Below are 15,051 nucleotides of genomic sequence, written 5' to 3' on the forward strand. Positions count from 1 at the left end.
CTCTCGCGCGGCGCCGGGTCCCATTACCGCAGCGGCACCCAGAGTATCAGTGTGGTGTCGTACAGTGAATATCTGCGACCGTTCTCCGTCAATCCGGAAGGATGTCAGGCCTCCCGGGCAGGTACGGGGACGGTGCGCCGTACACGAGTTCGGGCGGAGTCCACTCGGTCAGGTCGTGCAGCACGACATCTTCCGCGAGTAGGTGACCCGCACTCGCCGGCCAGGCTATCGCATGCAGCCACATTCCCCGAGCCTCGCCGGCGTACGCGCTTCGATCCGTCGGCGAATTCACCAGCCACAGTGGAGTTGGATGCCCGCCGACCCGGATCCGCGCCTGCCCGACGTGCTCGGGGTGACCTGGCCCGGGGTCGGCCAGCGCGTCGACCAACTCCGGCCCGGGGTCCGGACCGGCCAGGCCGGCCAGCCTGGTGCCCAGGCCCACGCCCGGCTCCTCGGCCACGAAAACCAGGTCCGCCGGGCCACCACCGAGCGGCGCCGGGCCGGCGCAGGCCACCGCAGTCGCCCGCACTCCCGTCCGGTCGTCCCCGGCGTACGCCACACCGGTCAGGGTCCAGCCGAGCGGTAGTGGCCACGGGCACCACAGCGGGGTACCGGGTGGACCCGCGGTCGCGGTGATCCGGTCCACCACGCTCGCCACGATCTCCGCTCCGATGTGCTCGGGCACGTGCAGCGGCGGCACCGGGCCGCAGCGCAGGCACCTCGATTCGGTGTGCATCAGATCCGGCGCCCGCACTGGGCCCCCGCATCTCGGACAACTCACCGCGACACTCACATCCCCACCGTCACCCCGGACCACCGGCACGTCAAGCCGGACCGTCCGATTCGGCACCGAGCGGGGGTCAGTCCGGCGGCGGGCCGGCGTGGGTACGGATCCAGGCGTGCATGGCGATGCCGCTGGCCACGCCCGCGTTGATCGACCGCGTGGAGCCGTACTGGGCGATGGAGTAAAGCTGGGCGCAGGCGGCGCGCGCCGGTTCGGAGAGACCGGGCCCCTCCTGGCCGAACAGCAGCACGCAGTCCCGCGGCAGGGTGCCGGTCTCCAGCGGGCGCGAGCCGGGCAGGTTGTCGATACCGAACACCGGCAGCCCTCGCTCGGCCGCCCAGCCGACGAACTCCTCGATCGTCTCGTGGTGCCGGACGTGCTGGTAGCGATCGGTCACCATGGCGCCGCGCCGGTTCCACCGACGCCGTCCGACGATGTGCACCTCGGCGGCGAGGAACGCGTTCGCGTTGCGGACCACCGTGCCGATGTTGAAATCGTGCTGCCAGTTCTCGATGGCGACGTGAAAGCCGTGCCGGTGCAGGTCGAGGTCCGCGACGATCGCCTCGTGCCGCCAGTAGCGGTAGCGGTCGACCACGTTGCGCCGGTCCCCCTCGGCCAGCAACTGCGGGTCGTAGCGCGGGTCGTCCGGCGGGTCCCCCGGCCAGGGGCCCACGCCCACCTCGAACTGGTCGTCGGTCACGGTCATCAGAGGGTACGGACACGGTCGGCGCGCGCCACGCCGGGCTGCCGGTTCAGCCCAGCCCCAGCGCGCCACCGAGCCGGTCCAGGAAGCGCCGGTCGGCCGGGCTGGCCGGCTGGCCCGCCGGATGCTCGCGGGGGCCGGGCACCACCCGGCAGACCCGGGCCGCGACCGACTGCACCCACTGGCGGTACGCGGCGGAGTCGGCGGGGTCGGCGCGCCGGTGCAGGACCCGGACCGCCGCCCGACAGGCCGCCAGCAGGTCCACGAGGTCGGTGAGCCGCTCGACAGGCGCCGGGGTGCCGTCGTGGCGGGCGTAGATGGCGGCGACCACCGCGCGGACCAGGTCGCTGTCGAACGCCCGGCCGGCGGCCACGGCATCCAGGCCGGCCAGGCCCGCCATGACCCCCCGTTCCGGACGGCCGGGACCGGGCGCGGCGGCGGCCACGAGGACCTGACCGGGCAGGCTGGTGAGCAGTTCCCACTCGGCGGCGGAGTAGACAGCGGTCGTCAAGGGTGCGGCTCGGCGGCCGGCAGAGGGCGGCTCTCCGGCGACGGAGTGGCTCATCGGAACCTCCGGCGTCAGCATATGCCCCGAAACGGGAAAAGGGCCCCTTCCCCGGCAGAACCTGATGCGGGGAAGGAGCCCGGGTCGGCGGAAGTCGATCCGCCGCGGTGCTCAGCGCGGTTCGGGGAAGCTGGGTCGCTCCGGGTCCACTCCGTCGGGGACGGCGCTGGCCGCGTACTCCCGCTTGGGGACCATGACCTTGCGGCGGAAGACGCAGACCATGGTGCCGTCCTGGTTGTAGCCGCGGGTCTCCACCGACACCACGCCCCGGTCGGGCTTGGAGCCGGACTCGCGCTTGTCCAGCACGGTGGTCTCGCCGTAGATGGTGTCGCCGTGGAAGGTGGGCGCCACGTGTCGCAGCGACTCGACCTCCAGGTTGGCGATCGCCTTGCCGCTGACATCCGGCACCGACATGCCGAGCAGCAGCGAGTAGATGTAGTTGCCGACCACGACGTTGCGCTTGAACTGGCTGGCCGTCTCGGCGTAGTGCGCGTCCATGTGCAGCGGGTGGTGGTTCATGGTGAGCAGGCAGAAGAGGTGGTCGTCGTACTCGGTGACGGTCTTGCCCGGCCAGTGCCGGTAGACCGCTCCGACCTCGAACTCCTCGTAGTAACGGCCGAACTGCATCCTGTTCCCCTTCGACGGGCGGCGATGGAGTTCGGCACAGCATGCCTTACCGGTGGTTAAGGCGACCCGTGGGGCGCGACCCCGGCGGAAATGTCACACCGGTCACTCGAACGGGGGGAGACGCAATGAGCGGCGGGGCCCTCCCCGGCACCCGCCGCCCACGCTCTGATGCGGAGAATTCTGCCCTACGGCACCGTAGGTTCGACAGAGACGGGAGTCACATTTACCCTTTTGTAACACTACTCTCCGTGGTCGAGGATGGGTTGATCAGCGATCTCTGCAGGCCGGATACCTCCTTGTCAAGGGGCAAGTTACCGATTCGTAGCGCTCGATCTAGTGGATCTCTTTGGAAACGCTCCCATCACGGCAGGTCACGCAAGTGCGTCGTGCACTTGCGTTCCGCACGTCGGGACGGACAGACGTCAGTCGATAACCCTCGGTGCCCCCAGGCAGCCCGGAGCACGTTTCGTGCCCGACCGCCCGGGAATTCGATACGGTCAGCCCTGGTTCTACGGGACGTAGATAAACCGCGGTGATCGGAGAGTGCAATGGCAACCGTTGAGCTGACCTCGACGAACTTCGACGAGGTGACCGGCAACGACGGCATCGTCCTGGTCGACTTCTGGGCCGACTGGTGTGGTCCGTGCAAGCGGTTCGCCCCGGTCTACGAGCGCTCCTCGGAGAAGCACCAGAACATCGTCTTCGGCAAGGTCGACACCGAGGCGCAGCAGGAGCTGGGCGCCAAGTTCGACATCCGCTCGATCCCGACGATCATGGCGATCCGCGACGGCGTCATCGTCTTCGCCCAGCCGGGAGCTCTCCCCGAGTCCGCGCTGGAGAACCTGATCGAGCAGGTCGAGGCGCTGGACATGGACGACGTCCGCAAGCAGCTGGCCGAGCACAAGCACTGAGCCGTCCCCGCGACGGCACGCGAGGCCGGGCCCCGTACGGGCCCGGCCTTCGTCGTACCCGGACGCGCGCCCGGCTGGTCGCCGACCCGGGCAGCGGGAACTGACCGACGGAGGGAATCAACGCGGCCGGTAGATCCCGTATCGTCACGACCTGATGGAGAACTTGACCACCCGCGGGCGCGTGACCCGGCTGGGCGCGACCGCACTCGGTGCCGTCCTGCTGCTCGTCGGCACCCTGTGGGGCAGCGATGACGACTTCCCGTTCGGCCCGTTCCGGATGTACTCCACCTCCAACCCGCCGAACGCACCCGCCCCGGACACCCGGGTGGAGGGGGTGAGCAGCACCGGCGCCGTGATCGACCTCGGCCAGGAGGCGACCGGCATCCGCCGAGCCGAGATCGAGGGTCAGCAGGACCGGTACGCCGCCGAGCCGGCGCTGCTCGCCGAGGTCGCCGACGCGTACGCCGAACGCCACCCGGACGCCGCCACCCTGGTCGAGGTCCGCATCGTCATCCGCTGGCACGGCATCCGCGCCGGCCGCCCGACCGGCAAGCACACCGACGAGACCATCGTCCGTTGGCAGGCGCCCCGATGACCCGCTGGCTGACCGAGGCGGTGCCGCGAGGCCGGGTGGCCGCCTTCCGCACCCTGATCTACCTCTTCGTCGCCGCCGACCTGGTGATCTTCACTCCCTGGGTGCGCACCCGGGTCAGCGTGCCCGGCGAGCTGTACCAGCCACTGCTGGTCGGCCGGATGCTCCCGCTGCCCACGCCGACCCCGGCACTGGTGGCGGTGATCTTCTGGGCGCTGCTGCTGCTCGCCCTGCTCGCCGCGACCGGACGGGCGCCCCGGCTGCTCGGCTGGTCGGTCTGCGCGCTGTATCTGGAGTGGATGATCATCGCGATGAGCTACGGAAAGGTCGACCACGACCGGTTCGGGCTGCTCGTCGCGCTGGCCGTGCTGCCCACCGCCGGCCGGGCCCGGCACGGCGACACCACCCGCACCGAGGCCGGCGGCTGGGCGCTGCGGGTCACCCAGATCGCGGTGATCTGCACGTACTTCCTGGCCGCCTGGGCCAAGCTGCGCTTCGGCGGGCTGGACTGGCTGACCGGCTCAGTGCTGGCCCGGGCCATCATTCGGCGCGGCACCGACCTGGCGGACCTGATCGCCCAGGTGCCGTACCTGCTGATCGTCGCCCAGTTCGGCATCGTGGCCTTCGAGCTGTTCAGCCCAGTGATCTTCCTGCTGTCGGCCCGCTGGCGAGTGGCCATGGTCGGCTTCTTCTACTCGTTCCATGCGGTCACCATCGCGACCATCACCATCTCGTTCGCCCCGCACCTGGCCGCGATGACCAGCTTCCTGCCCCTGGAACGGGTCCGCCCGCTGGTCTGGGCTCGCCGGCTCGCCGGCCGCCCCGCGCCGGCGAGCGGCGCGGTCGACGACCCACCGGAGCCCGGCGCGGAACCGGACCCGGTGGGCGCCGGCACGGAGTCGGTGCCGCTCGGCGGTCAGCCCCCGGTGGTCGGGCGACCAGCAGGGCCGTAGAGCCGCTCCCGCGCCTCCTGCGGCAGGGCGCAGGCCGCCGTGCCGCCGGGCAGCCGGTGCCGGTTGCGCGCCACCCAGCGGTACACCGGCCAGGCCACGGCACGCGCCGGTGGGAACCGCAGGCCGGCCCCGGCGACCCGCCACACCGGACCACTCGCGGCGAGCAGCTTTCCGATGGCGTCCGGGCCGGCGGCGCGTGAGCCGTCCGCGCCGACCCACTGCACGGCCTCCTCGCACTCGGCGGCGGTGAGACCGAGCGCGTCCAGGTCGGCGAACTGCCACGGCACCACCCGCGCGTCGGTGGGGATCCGGCGTTCGATGAACTCCGCGCACCGGGTGCAGAACGCGCAGTCCCCGTCGTAGGCGAAGGTCGACGTCTTCATGGTGTCCATCCTCCCCTCCTCGACCGCCCGACCGGGCATCGGTGTCTGGCGGGTCACTTGCGCTTCACTCGTACACGTGTTCGAATAGTGGCCATGCGCTGGGACAACCTCACCGCTCCCCCGGTTGAGGGAGACCCCGAGCGGGCAGCGCCAGCGACGCCACCCCTGCCGCTGGCGCTGCCCGGCGCCGTCGCCCGCACCTTCGACACCCCGGAGTTCGCCGGGATGACCTTCTACGAGGTGCGGGCCAAATCCATCATCAACCGGGTGCCCGGGCAGTCCCGCGTCCCGTTCGAGTGGACAATCAACCCGTACCGGGGCTGCTCCCATGCATGTGTGTACTGCTTCGCGAGAAATACGCACACCTACCTCGACCTGGACGCCGGAGCGGACTTCGACCGGAAGGTGATCGTCAAGGTCAACGCCGGTGAGCTGGTCCGGCGGGAGCTGGCCGCGCCGAAATGGCGGGGCGCGCACGTGGCGATGGGCACCAACGTGGACTGCTACCAGCGGGCCGAGGGGCGCTACCGGCTGATGCCGCAGATCATCGCGGCTCTGCGGGACTTCGCCAACCCGTTCTCGATCCTGACCAAGGGCACGCTGATCCTGCGGGACCTGCCCCTGCTGCGCGAGGCCGCCGAGGTGACCACGGTCGGCATCTCCTACTCGGTGGGCTTCGTCGACGAGCAACTCTGGCGCTCCGTCGAGCCGGGCACGCCGCACCCGCGTCGGCGGCTGGACGCGGTCCGGGCGCTCGCCGATGCCGGCTTCTCCGTCGGGGTGCTGATGGCCCCGATCCTGCCGGGGCTGAGCGACAGCGACGAGTCGATCGACGCCACCGTGTTGGCGATCGCCGCCGCCGGGGCGACCAGCGTGACCCCCCTGGCCCTGCACCTGCGTCCTGGCGCACGGGAGTGGTATGCGCACTGGCTGGCCCGGGAGTACCCACACCTCGTGCCCCGCTACCGCGAGCTCTACCGGGCCGGCTCCTACGCCCCGCAGGCGTACCAGCGGGAGCTGACCGCTCGGGTGCGGATCGCGGCCCGCCGGCACGGGCTGCACCGTGGTGAGCAGGGCGACAACCGCCACCTGCCCGAGCCACCCCCACCGCCGGCCGCCGCCGAGCAACTGACCCTGCTCTAGCCCGAGGACGGCGCTACAGTCGGCGGGTGCGTACCGCTCAGCAGATCCTCGCCGACTCCGCCGTGATCGCCGTCGTGGGCGCGTCCCGCGACCCGTTGAAGGCCGCGCACGGCGTGCCGTTGCAGATGCAGCAGTACGGGTGGCGGATCATCCCGGTCAACCCGACGGTCGACGAACTCTTCGGGGAGCGGGCGTACCCGACCCTCGCCGACATCCCGCACCCGGTCGACCTGGTGGACGTGTTCCGGCCAGCGGCCGACGCCGTGCAGGTGGTTCGGGACGCGGCGGCGATCGGCGCTCCGGCGGTCTGGTTGCAGCTGGGCATCGTCTCGGCCGAGGCGCGGCGGATCGCCGAGGAGGCCGGAATGGACTACGTCGAGGACCGCTGCCTCATCGTCGAACGCGCCGCCGCCGGTCTGACCCGCCTCCCCTGACGGCTCCCGGACGGCGGACGTACTCTGCGGCCATGTCTCTGCCGCGGTCGGGTCGCCTGCCATCGCTGCGGGACGGAGTCTGGCCACGCCGGCTGCTGGCCCTGACCGTCGCGGTGTTGGTGGCGGCGGTGGTCGCCGCCGGCCTGTTCCGGGTGCCCCCACTCTCCGGCGTGAGCTGGGTCGTCTGGCTGGCCTTCGGCGCCCGGCTGCTCGCGCAACGGTGGTGGCCACGGCGAAACGGCCAGTTGCACTGGCGGGAGCGGGTCACAGGCCTGGACACGGTCGAACCCGGCCTGGTGGCACACCGGTCGCTCGCCGGCTGGGTCGACCTGGCGTCGGAGACGGTCCTGCTGATCGTGATCGGGGCGGGCCTGCTCGCCACACTGCCCCAGCACGGCTGGTGGGTCGAGGTCGCCCGACCGGTGCTCGCCGTCGGGGTCGCGGGGTGGCTCGGTCGGACGGCCTACGAGCAGGTGTGGTTCACCGGTCGGCTGGCGCTGACCGCCAGCGCGATCCGGCACGGCCGCCAGGTCCTGGACTGGGCGAACATCGACCGGGTCACCCCGCACCGGCGCGACGGACGGCTGAACGGCGTACGGCTGCGGCTGACGGTCCGGCGATCACTGCAGCCCGCCCCGGTCGTTGGTGGCCGGGACACGGCGGTGCCGGAGGACCGGTTGATCGCCGCGATCGAGGAGTACCGGTTCCGGCCGCAGGAGTTGGCCAGGGAGCCGGCTGGCGCTAGGTGTTGCGGGGCACCGGGTTGACGACAGGCGCCTCGGGCGGAACTCGGTTGCGTAATGACCGGTGGGTCTGAGTAATGTTCGCGCCATGTCGAGCCCTGAGGCATCCAAGGTGGGGGCTTTCGGTCACGCCGTCAGCCCCCTGAACCACTGAGTTCATAGCTCGCTTCCCAGCAACCTTCGCTGCATGGGCTCTTTCGCGCACCCTTGGGCGCTGGCCGCGGTGACGAGACGTCTCCTCGTTCTCTCTCACCTCGGAGCTCTTGATGCCTCTACCGCTCTACCTGCTTGCCGTGGCGGTCTTCGCCATGGGCACCTCGGAGTTCATGCTCGCCGGCCTGGTGCCGGACATCGCCACAAGCCTCGACGTGTCGGTCGGGGCCGCCGGGCTTCTGACCTCGGCGTTCGCCGTCGGGATGATCGTCGGCGCACCCCTGATGGCGGCGCTCGCGCGCCGGTGGCCCGCCCGGGCCAGCCTGCTGGGCTTCGTGCTGGTCTTCGCCATGGCCCACGTCGTCGGCGCCCTCACGACGAGCTTTGCGGTTCTGCTTGTCACCCGGGTCGTCGCCGCCGGGGCCAACGCGGGCTTCCTGGCCGTGGCACTGAGCACGGCGGCCACGCTCGTCGCAGCTGATCAGAAAGGGCGCGCGCTGGCGGTGCTGCTCTCGGGTACGACGGTGGCCACCATCGCTGGAGTTCCCGGCGGTGCGGTGCTCGGCACGGTGCTTGGCTGGCGGGCAACCTTCTGGGCGATCGCATTGCTCTGCCTTCCCGCTGCCTTCGGCGTCGTGAAGGGCATCCCGGCGCGTGTCGGAAAGACCCCTCGGGACACTCCGGCCGACTCGTCTCTTCGGGACGAGATCGCCCAGCTCGCGATGCCCCGGCTGGTCCTGGTCATGCTGCTCGGTGCCCTAGCCAACGCTGCCACCTTCGCCACGTTCACCTTCCTGGCACCGATCGTGACCGACACCGCCGGCCTGGGCGAGCTGTGGGTCTCGGTCGTGCTGGTGCTCTTTGGTGCTGGGTCCTTCGTCGGCGTCACCCTCGCGGGACGGCTCTCCGATCAGCGTCCAGGCATCGTGATCGCAGTTGGCGGCCCCTTGCTGTTGCTCGGCTGGGTCGCGTTGGCGACGCTGGCTGCCCAACCGGTGGCGCTTCTGCTCCTCGTGTTCGTGCAGGGCACGCTTTCGTTCGCGTTGGGCAGCACCCTGATCGCCAGAGTGCTCTACGAGGCAGCGGGCGCTCCCACCATGGGAGGGTCGTATGCGACCGCGGCGCTTAACATCGGTGCTGCTAGCGGCCCCGCCGTTGCAGCAGCGACCCTCGGGACCAATGCCGGCGACCTCGGCCCGGTGTGGGTCAGCGGCCTCCTGGTTACGGTCGCACTGCTCGTCGCCCTGCCCCTCCGGCGATTCATCGCACCCCGCGTCGGCCAGGTGATTCGATGACCCACGCGGACGCCCCGTTGAGTGTCGAGGGACGGCGTCGACTCATCGAGCGCTGCCGAACTCGCCCAATCGCTCATGTTGCCGCCGAGCTGGGATCTCGCGGGCCCGTGCCAGCAAGTGGGTCAAGGCTGCCCCCCGAGCGAAGTCTGCGGGCGCCAAGGCGTCGCATCCGCGGCGGTCGCGGGCGACGGTGCGCCGAGCGTGATACCTCAGAGTCATATTGATACCTCAGAGTCATCACGCTCGAGACCGACAGGGCGGGCGCGGATCAGAGCTTGTACTCCTTGAGCAGGCCGCGGGAGATGATGGTCTTCTGGATCTCCGAGGTGCCCTCGCCGATGAGCAGGAACGGGGCCTCCCGCATCAGCCGCTCGATCTCGTACTCCTTGGAGTAGCCGTAGCCGCCGTGAATGCGGAACGCCTCCTGGACCACCTCGGCGCAGTACTCGGAGGCGAGCAGCTTGGCCATTCCGGCCTCGACGTCGTTGCGCTGGCCGGCGTCCTTGAGCCGGGCGGCGTTGACCATGAGGGCGTGCGCGGCCTCGATCTTCGTGCCCATTTCGGCGAGCTTGAAGGCGATGGCCTGGTGCTTGGCGAGCGGCTGGCCGAAGGTCTTGCGCTGCTGGGCGTAGCCGACTGCCAGCTCGAAGGCGCGGATGGAGATGCCGCAGGCGCGGGCGGCGACGTTGACGCGGCCCACCTCGATGCCGTCCATCATCTGGTAGAAGCCTCGGCCCACCTTGTCGGCGCCGCCGAGGATCGCCGAGTCGGGCACGGTCACGCCGTCGAGCACCATCTCGGTGGTCTCGACACCCTTGTAGCCCATCTTTTCGATCCTGCCGGGGATGGTCAGCCCGGGTGCCGTCTCGCCGAAGCCCGGCTCCTTCTCCAGCAGGAAGGTGCTCATGTTGCCGTACACCGACTCGGCACCGGTGTCGGTCTTGACCAGAGTGGCCACCACGGAGGAGTACGCGCCGTTGGTCAGCCACATCTTCTGTCCGTTGAGCACGTAGCGGTCGCCGTCGCGGACCGCGCGGGACTTGATCGCCGAGACGTCGGAACCGGTCTCCGGCTCGGACATCGAGAAGGCGCCGCGCACCTCGCCGGTGGCCATCTTCGGCAGCAGTCGGTCCTTCTGCTCGGCCGAGCCGTGCTGGGAGATCAGGTACGCCACGATGAAGTGGGTGTTGACGATGCCGGAGATTGACATCCAGCCCCGGGACAGCTGCTCCACCACCAGCGCGTAGGTGAGCAGCGACTCGCCCAGCCCGCCGTACTCCTCGTCGATGGTGAGGCCGAACAACCCCATCTCGCGCATCCCGTCGAGGATGTCGGTGGGGTACTCGTCGGCGTGCTCCAGCCGCTGGGCGTGCGGGATGATCTCCTTGTCGGCGAACTCCCGGACGGTCTCCAGGATCGACCGTTGCACATCGGTGAGGCCGGGCGTCTGGGCGAGTCGGGCCATCTCAGCCTCCGGGGATCAGCGCACTACTCATGGGTAACTGAACGCTGGGTCAGTATCGGCCTCCGGGGCCGGCGAGGCCAAGGTGACCAGTCCACACAACCGCTGTGAAAAGGTTCACCGCTGCGGGTAGCGTCCGGCAAGAGGGACTTTTCCGGCACCGGCAGGAGGAGGACAGCCGTGAGCTACCCGCCGCCGTCGGGACCGCCCGGGGACGAGCAGCCGCCGTCACCCTACGAGCCACCCCGGGACCAGTCGCCCTACGCGCCGCCGCCGGCAGGCCAGTCGCCGTACCCTCCGCCGCCGGACCAGTCGTCGTTCGGGCCGCCGGAGCGCTCACCGTACGGCCCACCCGCGGACGACCCGTCGCCGTACGGGCAGCAGGGGCCACACCAGCCGGCGCAGCCGCCGTACCCCCCGCAGGGCCCCTACGGTCAGTACGGCCCCCCGTCGTCCGGACCAGGTCGGGGCACCAACGTGCTGGCGATCCTGTCGCTGGTGTTCGCCTTCGTGTTCCCCCCGGCCGGCGCCGTCCTCGGCCATGTGGCCAAGCGGCAGATCCGGACCAGCGGCGAGGAGGGCGACCAGCTCGCCACCTGGGGGCTGATCCTCGGCTACGTCTTCACCGGGCTCACCCTGCTGGCCTGCTGTGGCTGGCTGGCCCTGGTCCTCATCGGCAACACCGGCGACAGCGGCGGCTACTGAACGGCGACGAACGCCGTCCGCGTGAACCGGACCGATCAGCGGAACCGGGCCTCGCGGACGCTGTTGCCGCCGTCCACCACCAGCATCTGGCCGGTGATGTACGAGGCGGCCGGCGAGCAGAGGAAGCTGATGGCGGCGGCGACCTCGTCCGGGGTGCCCGGTCGACCGACCGGCGTGCCCAGCCCCTGCTTGATCTCGGCCATCGTGGACGCCGCGGTGTAGATGGTGCCGGGCGCCACCGCGTTCACGGTCACCCCATCGGCGATCATCTCCATGGCCAGTGCCCGGGTCAGCCCGACCACCCCGGCCTTCGCCGCCGCGTACGCGGCCTCGGTGGGCAGGGCGTTGACCGGGCCGGCGGTGGCCGACAGGTTGACGATCCGCCCCCAGCCCCGCTCGGCCATCCCGCCGATGAAGGCGCGGCTGCACAGGAAGGCGGTGGTCAGGTTGCGGTCGATCTCGCCGCGCCACTCGTCGTAGCTGAGCTGCGCGACCGGTCGCAGCACCTCCGGACTGGCCCGGCTGGCGAGGCCGGCGTTGTTGACCAGCACCTCGACGTCGCCCAACTGCTCGGCGACCGCGTCGGCCAGCGCGCCGACCTCGGACTCGTCGGTCAGGTCCGCGACGAAACCGGTCACCCCCAGCTCGGTGGCCCGCTCGTGGATGCGCCGGGTGGTGGAGACGATGGCCACCCGGGCGCCCAGGTCCGCGAGTCGGCGGGCCGTGGCGTACCCGATGCCGTCCGGGCTGCCCGCCCCGGTCACCAGGGCAACCCGCCCGTCGAGCCGCATGGTCACCGGGTCGGTGAGCGGTACCGGCTCGTCGGGGCCGGGGGAGCCGGCCGGTGTAGCCGCGCGGCCACGCCGGGCCACACCCGGGCGGCTGACGTCCCGCCTCGGTCGACTGCCGGAACGATCCGCGGCTCGCGCGTCGATTGCCATGCCAGGATCCTGCCCGTTGCGACCGGCCCGGGCAACGCGGCACCCGGTAGCAGGGGCATCGGGTTTCGCCGCCGCTGGCTACCCTGACGGGCGCACCCGACCTGACGGAGAGTTCGCATGACCAATCCCCCACCGCCCGGCGGCTGGACCGATCCCACGTGGTCGGGTCCGCAGTCGAGCCCACCGGTCGACCCGACCCTCGTGGCCGGGCAGCCGGTGCCCACCCAAGCCGGCCCCGCGGACCCGTACGCGCCGGTCGACCCGTACGCCGGTGGGCAGCTGCCGCCGGGGCAGCCCATGCCCGGCTACGCCCAGCCCGGATACGCCCAGCCCGGATACGTCCAGCCCGGATACGCCCAGCCCGGCTATCCGCCGCAGTACCCCGGCTACGGCTACCCGCCTCCGCCGAAGACCAACGGGATGGCCCTCGCGGCGTTCGTGCTGGCCCTGCTGGGCTTCACGTCCTGCATCACCGCGCCGGTCGGCGCGATCCTCGGTCACGTGGCGCGCAAGCAGATCCAGGCCAGTGGCGAGGGCGGTGAAGGGATGGCGAAGGCAGCCATCATCATCGGCTGGATCCTCACCGGGCTGTTGGTGGTGGTGATCGCCTTCTACATCGCCGCGATCGTCTTTGCGGTCACGACGAGTGCCGGCAGCGACAGCAGCTACTGATCGATGGGCCGGCCGGCGTACCGGGGCCGGGACGACAGCCGCTGGCGGTCGTCCCGGCCCAGCGCACTCACTCCGCCGGCGGGGTGAACGACGAGGTCCGGCTCATGCCGGCGGCCCGGCCCTTGGCGGAGACCACCAGCGCCATCTTGCGGGACGCCTCGTCGATCATCTCGTCGCCGAGCATCACCGCGCCGAGCCGGCCACCGGCCTCCGAGGTGTAGTGCTCGTAGGCGTCCAGGATGAGCTCGGCGTGGTCGTAGTCGGACTGCGCTGGCTGGTAGACCTCGTTGGCGGCGTCGATCTGGCCCGGGTGCAGCACCCACTTGCCGTCGAAGCCCAGCGCCGCCGAGCGCTTGGCTACCTCGCGGAAGGCGTCCACGTCCCGGATCTGCAGGAACGGGCCGTCGATGGCCTGCTTGTCGTGCATCCGGGCGGCCATCAGGATCCGCATCAGGATGTAGTGGTACGGGTCGCCCGGGTAGTCCGGGATCAGCGCGCCGACCACCAGCGACTTCATGTTGATCGAGGCCATGAAGTCGGCCGGGCCGAAGATGATGGTCTCCACCCGGGGCGAGGCGGCGGCGATGGCGTCCACATTGACCAGACCGGCGGCGTTCTCGATCTGCGCCTCGATACCGATCCGGCCGACCTCCAGGCCGAGCGTCTTCTCGATCTGGGTGAGCGTCAGGTCCAGCCACTGCACCTGAGCGGCGGTCTGCACCTTCGGCAGCATGATGCAGTCCAGGTTCGCGCCGGCGCCCTCGACCACCTCGATGACGTCCCGGTAGGTCCACGGGGTGGTCAGGTCGTTGACCCGGACGACCCGGGTCTTGCCGGCCCAGTCACCCTCGTTGAGCGCGGCCACGATGTTCTTGCGCGCATCCGGCTTGGCCAGCGGGGCGACGGCGTCCTCCAGGTCGAGGAAGACCTGGTCGGCCGGGAGTCCCTGCGCCTTGCCGAGCATCTTGACGCTGGAACCCGGTACGGCGAGGCAGGACCGACGGGGACGACCGACTGCGGCCATGGATGGACTCCTTCCAGCGTCCGGCGGGCACGCCGACGCCACCTGATGACAGATCCGAGAAACTTAACGATCCCAAAGGGCGTGGTGACGCCACGGTAACCTCGCGCCATGACCGGGGTGAATGGACCTGTGGAAGATCTCACTGAGCGTCGACTGGTGGTGGTGACCGGGGCCAGCTCCGGCATTGGGCTGGCCGCCGCCGTCAACCTGGCGTGCCGTGGTGACCGGGTGGTGCTGGTCGGGCGGGACCCGGCCCGCTTGCAGGCCGCGGCGGAACGGGTACGGGAGAACTCGGGCGAGCGTCCGGAGCTGTTCCGGGCCGACTTCGCCGTGCTGGATGACGTGCGCCGCCTCGCCGAGCGGCTGCGGGAGGCGTACGACCGGATCGACGTGCTGGCCAACAACGCGGGTGCGATCGCACTCCAACCGCTCACCACCGTCGACGGCTTCGAGCTGTCGATCCAGGCCAATCACCTGGCCCCGTTCCTGCTGACCAACCTGCTCGCCGACCGGATCGGCCGGATGGTGGTCACCGCCTCCGGCGCGCACCGCAGCGGCGTGTTGGACCCGGACGACCTGAACAAGCCGCTGCGTCGCTACCGGCCGCTGGTCGCGTACGGCACCAGCAAGCAGGCGAACATCCTGTTCACCGCCGAGGCTGCCCGCCGTTGGCCGGACATCCCGGCACACAGCTTCCACCCGGGAGTGGTGCGGACCCGGTTCGCGAACGACAGTCGGGTGGTCGCCCTCGGCATGCGGATCCTGCCGTTCCGCAGCCCCGAGAAGGGCGCCGAGACCCTCGTCTGGCTCGCCAACCAGGCCCCGGCTCGACTGGTCGACGGTGGCTACTACGCCGACCGTCGGCTGCGCCAGCCGTACCGCAAAGCCGCCGATCCGCAGCTCGCGGCCCGACTCTGGGCGGCCAGCGCCAAGGCCGTCGGCATCGCCGAATAGGGTGCCG

At 70.8% G+C, this 15,051-nt stretch carries 18 protein-coding genes and 1 pseudogene; 11 read left to right on the top strand and 8 right to left on the bottom strand.

Translation table 11 applies throughout. The features are described 5' to 3' along the window. Window positions 1-88 precede the first annotated feature (88 nt). From ACFY29_RS11760 to ACFY29_RS11775, 4 genes are all read right to left on the bottom strand, one after another. The gene (locus ACFY29_RS11760; protein ID WP_386985326.1) at window positions 89-850 is read right to left on the bottom strand and encodes a DUF6758 family protein; all 762 of its coding nucleotides are present in this window, start codon (window positions 848-850) and stop codon (window positions 89-91) included. 10 nt (window positions 851-860) lie between these two features. Beyond that, window positions 861-1,484, bottom strand: coding sequence for an RNA methyltransferase (locus tag ACFY29_RS11765; protein WP_328426273.1), 624 nt, complete (start codon window positions 1,482-1,484; stop codon window positions 861-863). A 52-nt stretch (window positions 1,485-1,536) separates the two neighbouring features. Continuing rightward, window positions 1,537-2,052 carry a hypothetical protein gene (locus ACFY29_RS11770; RefSeq protein ID WP_328423230.1) on the bottom strand — a complete coding sequence of 172 codons (516 nt, stop codon included), beginning with the start codon at window positions 2,050-2,052 and terminating at the stop codon, window positions 1,537-1,539. Window positions 2,053-2,163: 111 nt separating this feature from the next. Continuing rightward, window positions 2,164-2,679 carry a MaoC family dehydratase gene (locus tag ACFY29_RS11775; protein ID WP_145786186.1) on the bottom strand — a complete coding sequence of 172 codons (516 nt, stop codon included), beginning with the start codon at window positions 2,677-2,679 and terminating at the stop codon, window positions 2,164-2,166. Between the two features lie 548 nt (window positions 2,680-3,227). Between ACFY29_RS11775 and trxA the strand changes: the two genes are divergently transcribed. The 3 genes from trxA (at window position 3,228) to ACFY29_RS11790 (ending at window position 5,135) form a co-directional block, all read left to right on the top strand. After that, window positions 3,228-3,590, top strand: coding sequence for a thioredoxin (gene trxA, locus ACFY29_RS11780; RefSeq protein ID WP_124771302.1), 363 nt, complete (start codon window positions 3,228-3,230; stop codon window positions 3,588-3,590). A gap of 154 nt (window positions 3,591-3,744) precedes the next feature. Continuing rightward, on the top strand, window positions 3,745-4,185 hold the full coding sequence (locus tag ACFY29_RS11785; protein ID WP_355602271.1) for a hypothetical protein: 441 nt from the start codon (window positions 3,745-3,747) through the stop codon (window positions 4,183-4,185). After that, window positions 4,182-5,135, top strand: a complete 954-nt coding sequence (locus ACFY29_RS11790; RefSeq protein ID WP_355602269.1) for an HTTM domain-containing protein — start codon at window positions 4,182-4,184, stop codon at window positions 5,133-5,135. Before ACFY29_RS11785 ends, ACFY29_RS11790 begins: the two co-directional genes overlap by 4 nt. Here the strand turns inward: ACFY29_RS11790 and ACFY29_RS11795 are convergent. Next, on the bottom strand, window positions 5,099-5,518 hold the full coding sequence (locus ACFY29_RS11795; RefSeq protein WP_386986676.1) for a thiol-disulfide oxidoreductase DCC family protein: 420 nt from the start codon (window positions 5,516-5,518) through the stop codon (window positions 5,099-5,101). The genes ACFY29_RS11790 and ACFY29_RS11795 overlap by 37 nt on opposite strands. A gap of 93 nt (window positions 5,519-5,611) precedes the next feature. On the opposite strand from ACFY29_RS11795, the gene ACFY29_RS11800 reads away from it, so the two are divergent. The 5 genes and pseudogenes from ACFY29_RS11800 to ACFY29_RS11820 all read left to right on the top strand — a co-directional run. Beyond that, window positions 5,612-6,661 (top strand): Rv2578c family radical SAM protein, encoded by a 1,050-nt coding sequence (locus ACFY29_RS11800; protein ID WP_386985330.1) that lies wholly within the window; start codon window positions 5,612-5,614, stop codon window positions 6,659-6,661. Between the two features lie 26 nt (window positions 6,662-6,687). Further along, on the top strand, window positions 6,688-7,095 hold the full coding sequence (locus ACFY29_RS11805; protein WP_328423217.1) for a CoA-binding protein: 408 nt from the start codon (window positions 6,688-6,690) through the stop codon (window positions 7,093-7,095). 32 nt (window positions 7,096-7,127) lie between these two features. Then, window positions 7,128-7,862, top strand: coding sequence for a hypothetical protein (locus ACFY29_RS11810; RefSeq protein ID WP_386985332.1), 735 nt, complete (start codon window positions 7,128-7,130; stop codon window positions 7,860-7,862). Between the two features lie 242 nt (window positions 7,863-8,104). Next, window positions 8,105-9,286, top strand: coding sequence for a Cmx/CmrA family chloramphenicol efflux MFS transporter (locus tag ACFY29_RS11815; protein ID WP_386985334.1), 1,182 nt, complete (start codon window positions 8,105-8,107; stop codon window positions 9,284-9,286). Continuing rightward, a pseudogene (locus ACFY29_RS11820) lies at window positions 9,283-9,410 on the top strand (IS481 family transposase); the annotation flags it as partial. The gene ACFY29_RS11815 and the pseudogene ACFY29_RS11820, both read left to right, overlap by 4 nt. A gap of 144 nt (window positions 9,411-9,554) precedes the next feature. Here the strand turns inward: ACFY29_RS11820 and ACFY29_RS11825 are convergent. After that, a complete protein-coding gene (locus tag ACFY29_RS11825; protein ID WP_386985336.1) occupies window positions 9,555-10,751 on the bottom strand; it encodes an acyl-CoA dehydrogenase family protein in 1,197 nt (398 codons plus the stop codon). Window positions 10,752-10,928: 177 nt separating this feature from the next. Between ACFY29_RS11825 and ACFY29_RS11830 the strand changes: the two genes are divergently transcribed. Beyond that, complete coding sequence (locus tag ACFY29_RS11830; RefSeq protein ID WP_355602261.1) at window positions 10,929-11,453, top strand: DUF4190 domain-containing protein; 525 nt, start codon at window positions 10,929-10,931, stop codon at window positions 11,451-11,453. Window positions 11,454-11,488: 35 nt separating this feature from the next. Here the strand turns inward: ACFY29_RS11830 and ACFY29_RS11835 are convergent, their stop codons facing one another. Further along, entirely contained in the window at window positions 11,489-12,325 is an 837-nt protein-coding gene (locus ACFY29_RS11835) for an SDR family NAD(P)-dependent oxidoreductase (RefSeq protein ID WP_328426269.1), read from the bottom strand. Between the two features lie 186 nt (window positions 12,326-12,511). Between ACFY29_RS11835 and ACFY29_RS11840 the strand changes: the two genes are divergently transcribed. Then, window positions 12,512-13,066: a DUF4190 domain-containing protein gene (locus tag ACFY29_RS11840; RefSeq protein ID WP_386985339.1), complete on the top strand. Its 555-nt coding sequence runs from the start codon at window positions 12,512-12,514 to the stop codon at window positions 13,064-13,066. A 67-nt stretch (window positions 13,067-13,133) separates the two neighbouring features. Here ACFY29_RS11840 and ACFY29_RS11845 read toward each other — a convergent pair whose 3' ends face one another. Continuing rightward, a complete protein-coding gene (locus ACFY29_RS11845; protein WP_355602257.1) occupies window positions 13,134-14,090 on the bottom strand; it encodes a CoA ester lyase in 957 nt (318 codons plus the stop codon). 129 nt (window positions 14,091-14,219) lie between these two features. Here ACFY29_RS11845 and ACFY29_RS11850 point away from each other — a divergent pair, with 129 nt between their 5' ends. Beyond that, window positions 14,220-15,044 carry an SDR family NAD(P)-dependent oxidoreductase gene (locus ACFY29_RS11850; protein ID WP_386986680.1) on the top strand — a complete coding sequence of 275 codons (825 nt, stop codon included), beginning with the start codon at window positions 14,220-14,222 and terminating at the stop codon, window positions 15,042-15,044. Window positions 15,045-15,051: the final 7 nt, after the last annotated feature.

The sequence above is a fragment of the Micromonospora sp. NPDC000668 genome (assembly GCF_042897975.1).
Classification (GTDB): domain Bacteria; phylum Actinomycetota; class Actinomycetes; order Mycobacteriales; family Micromonosporaceae; genus Micromonospora.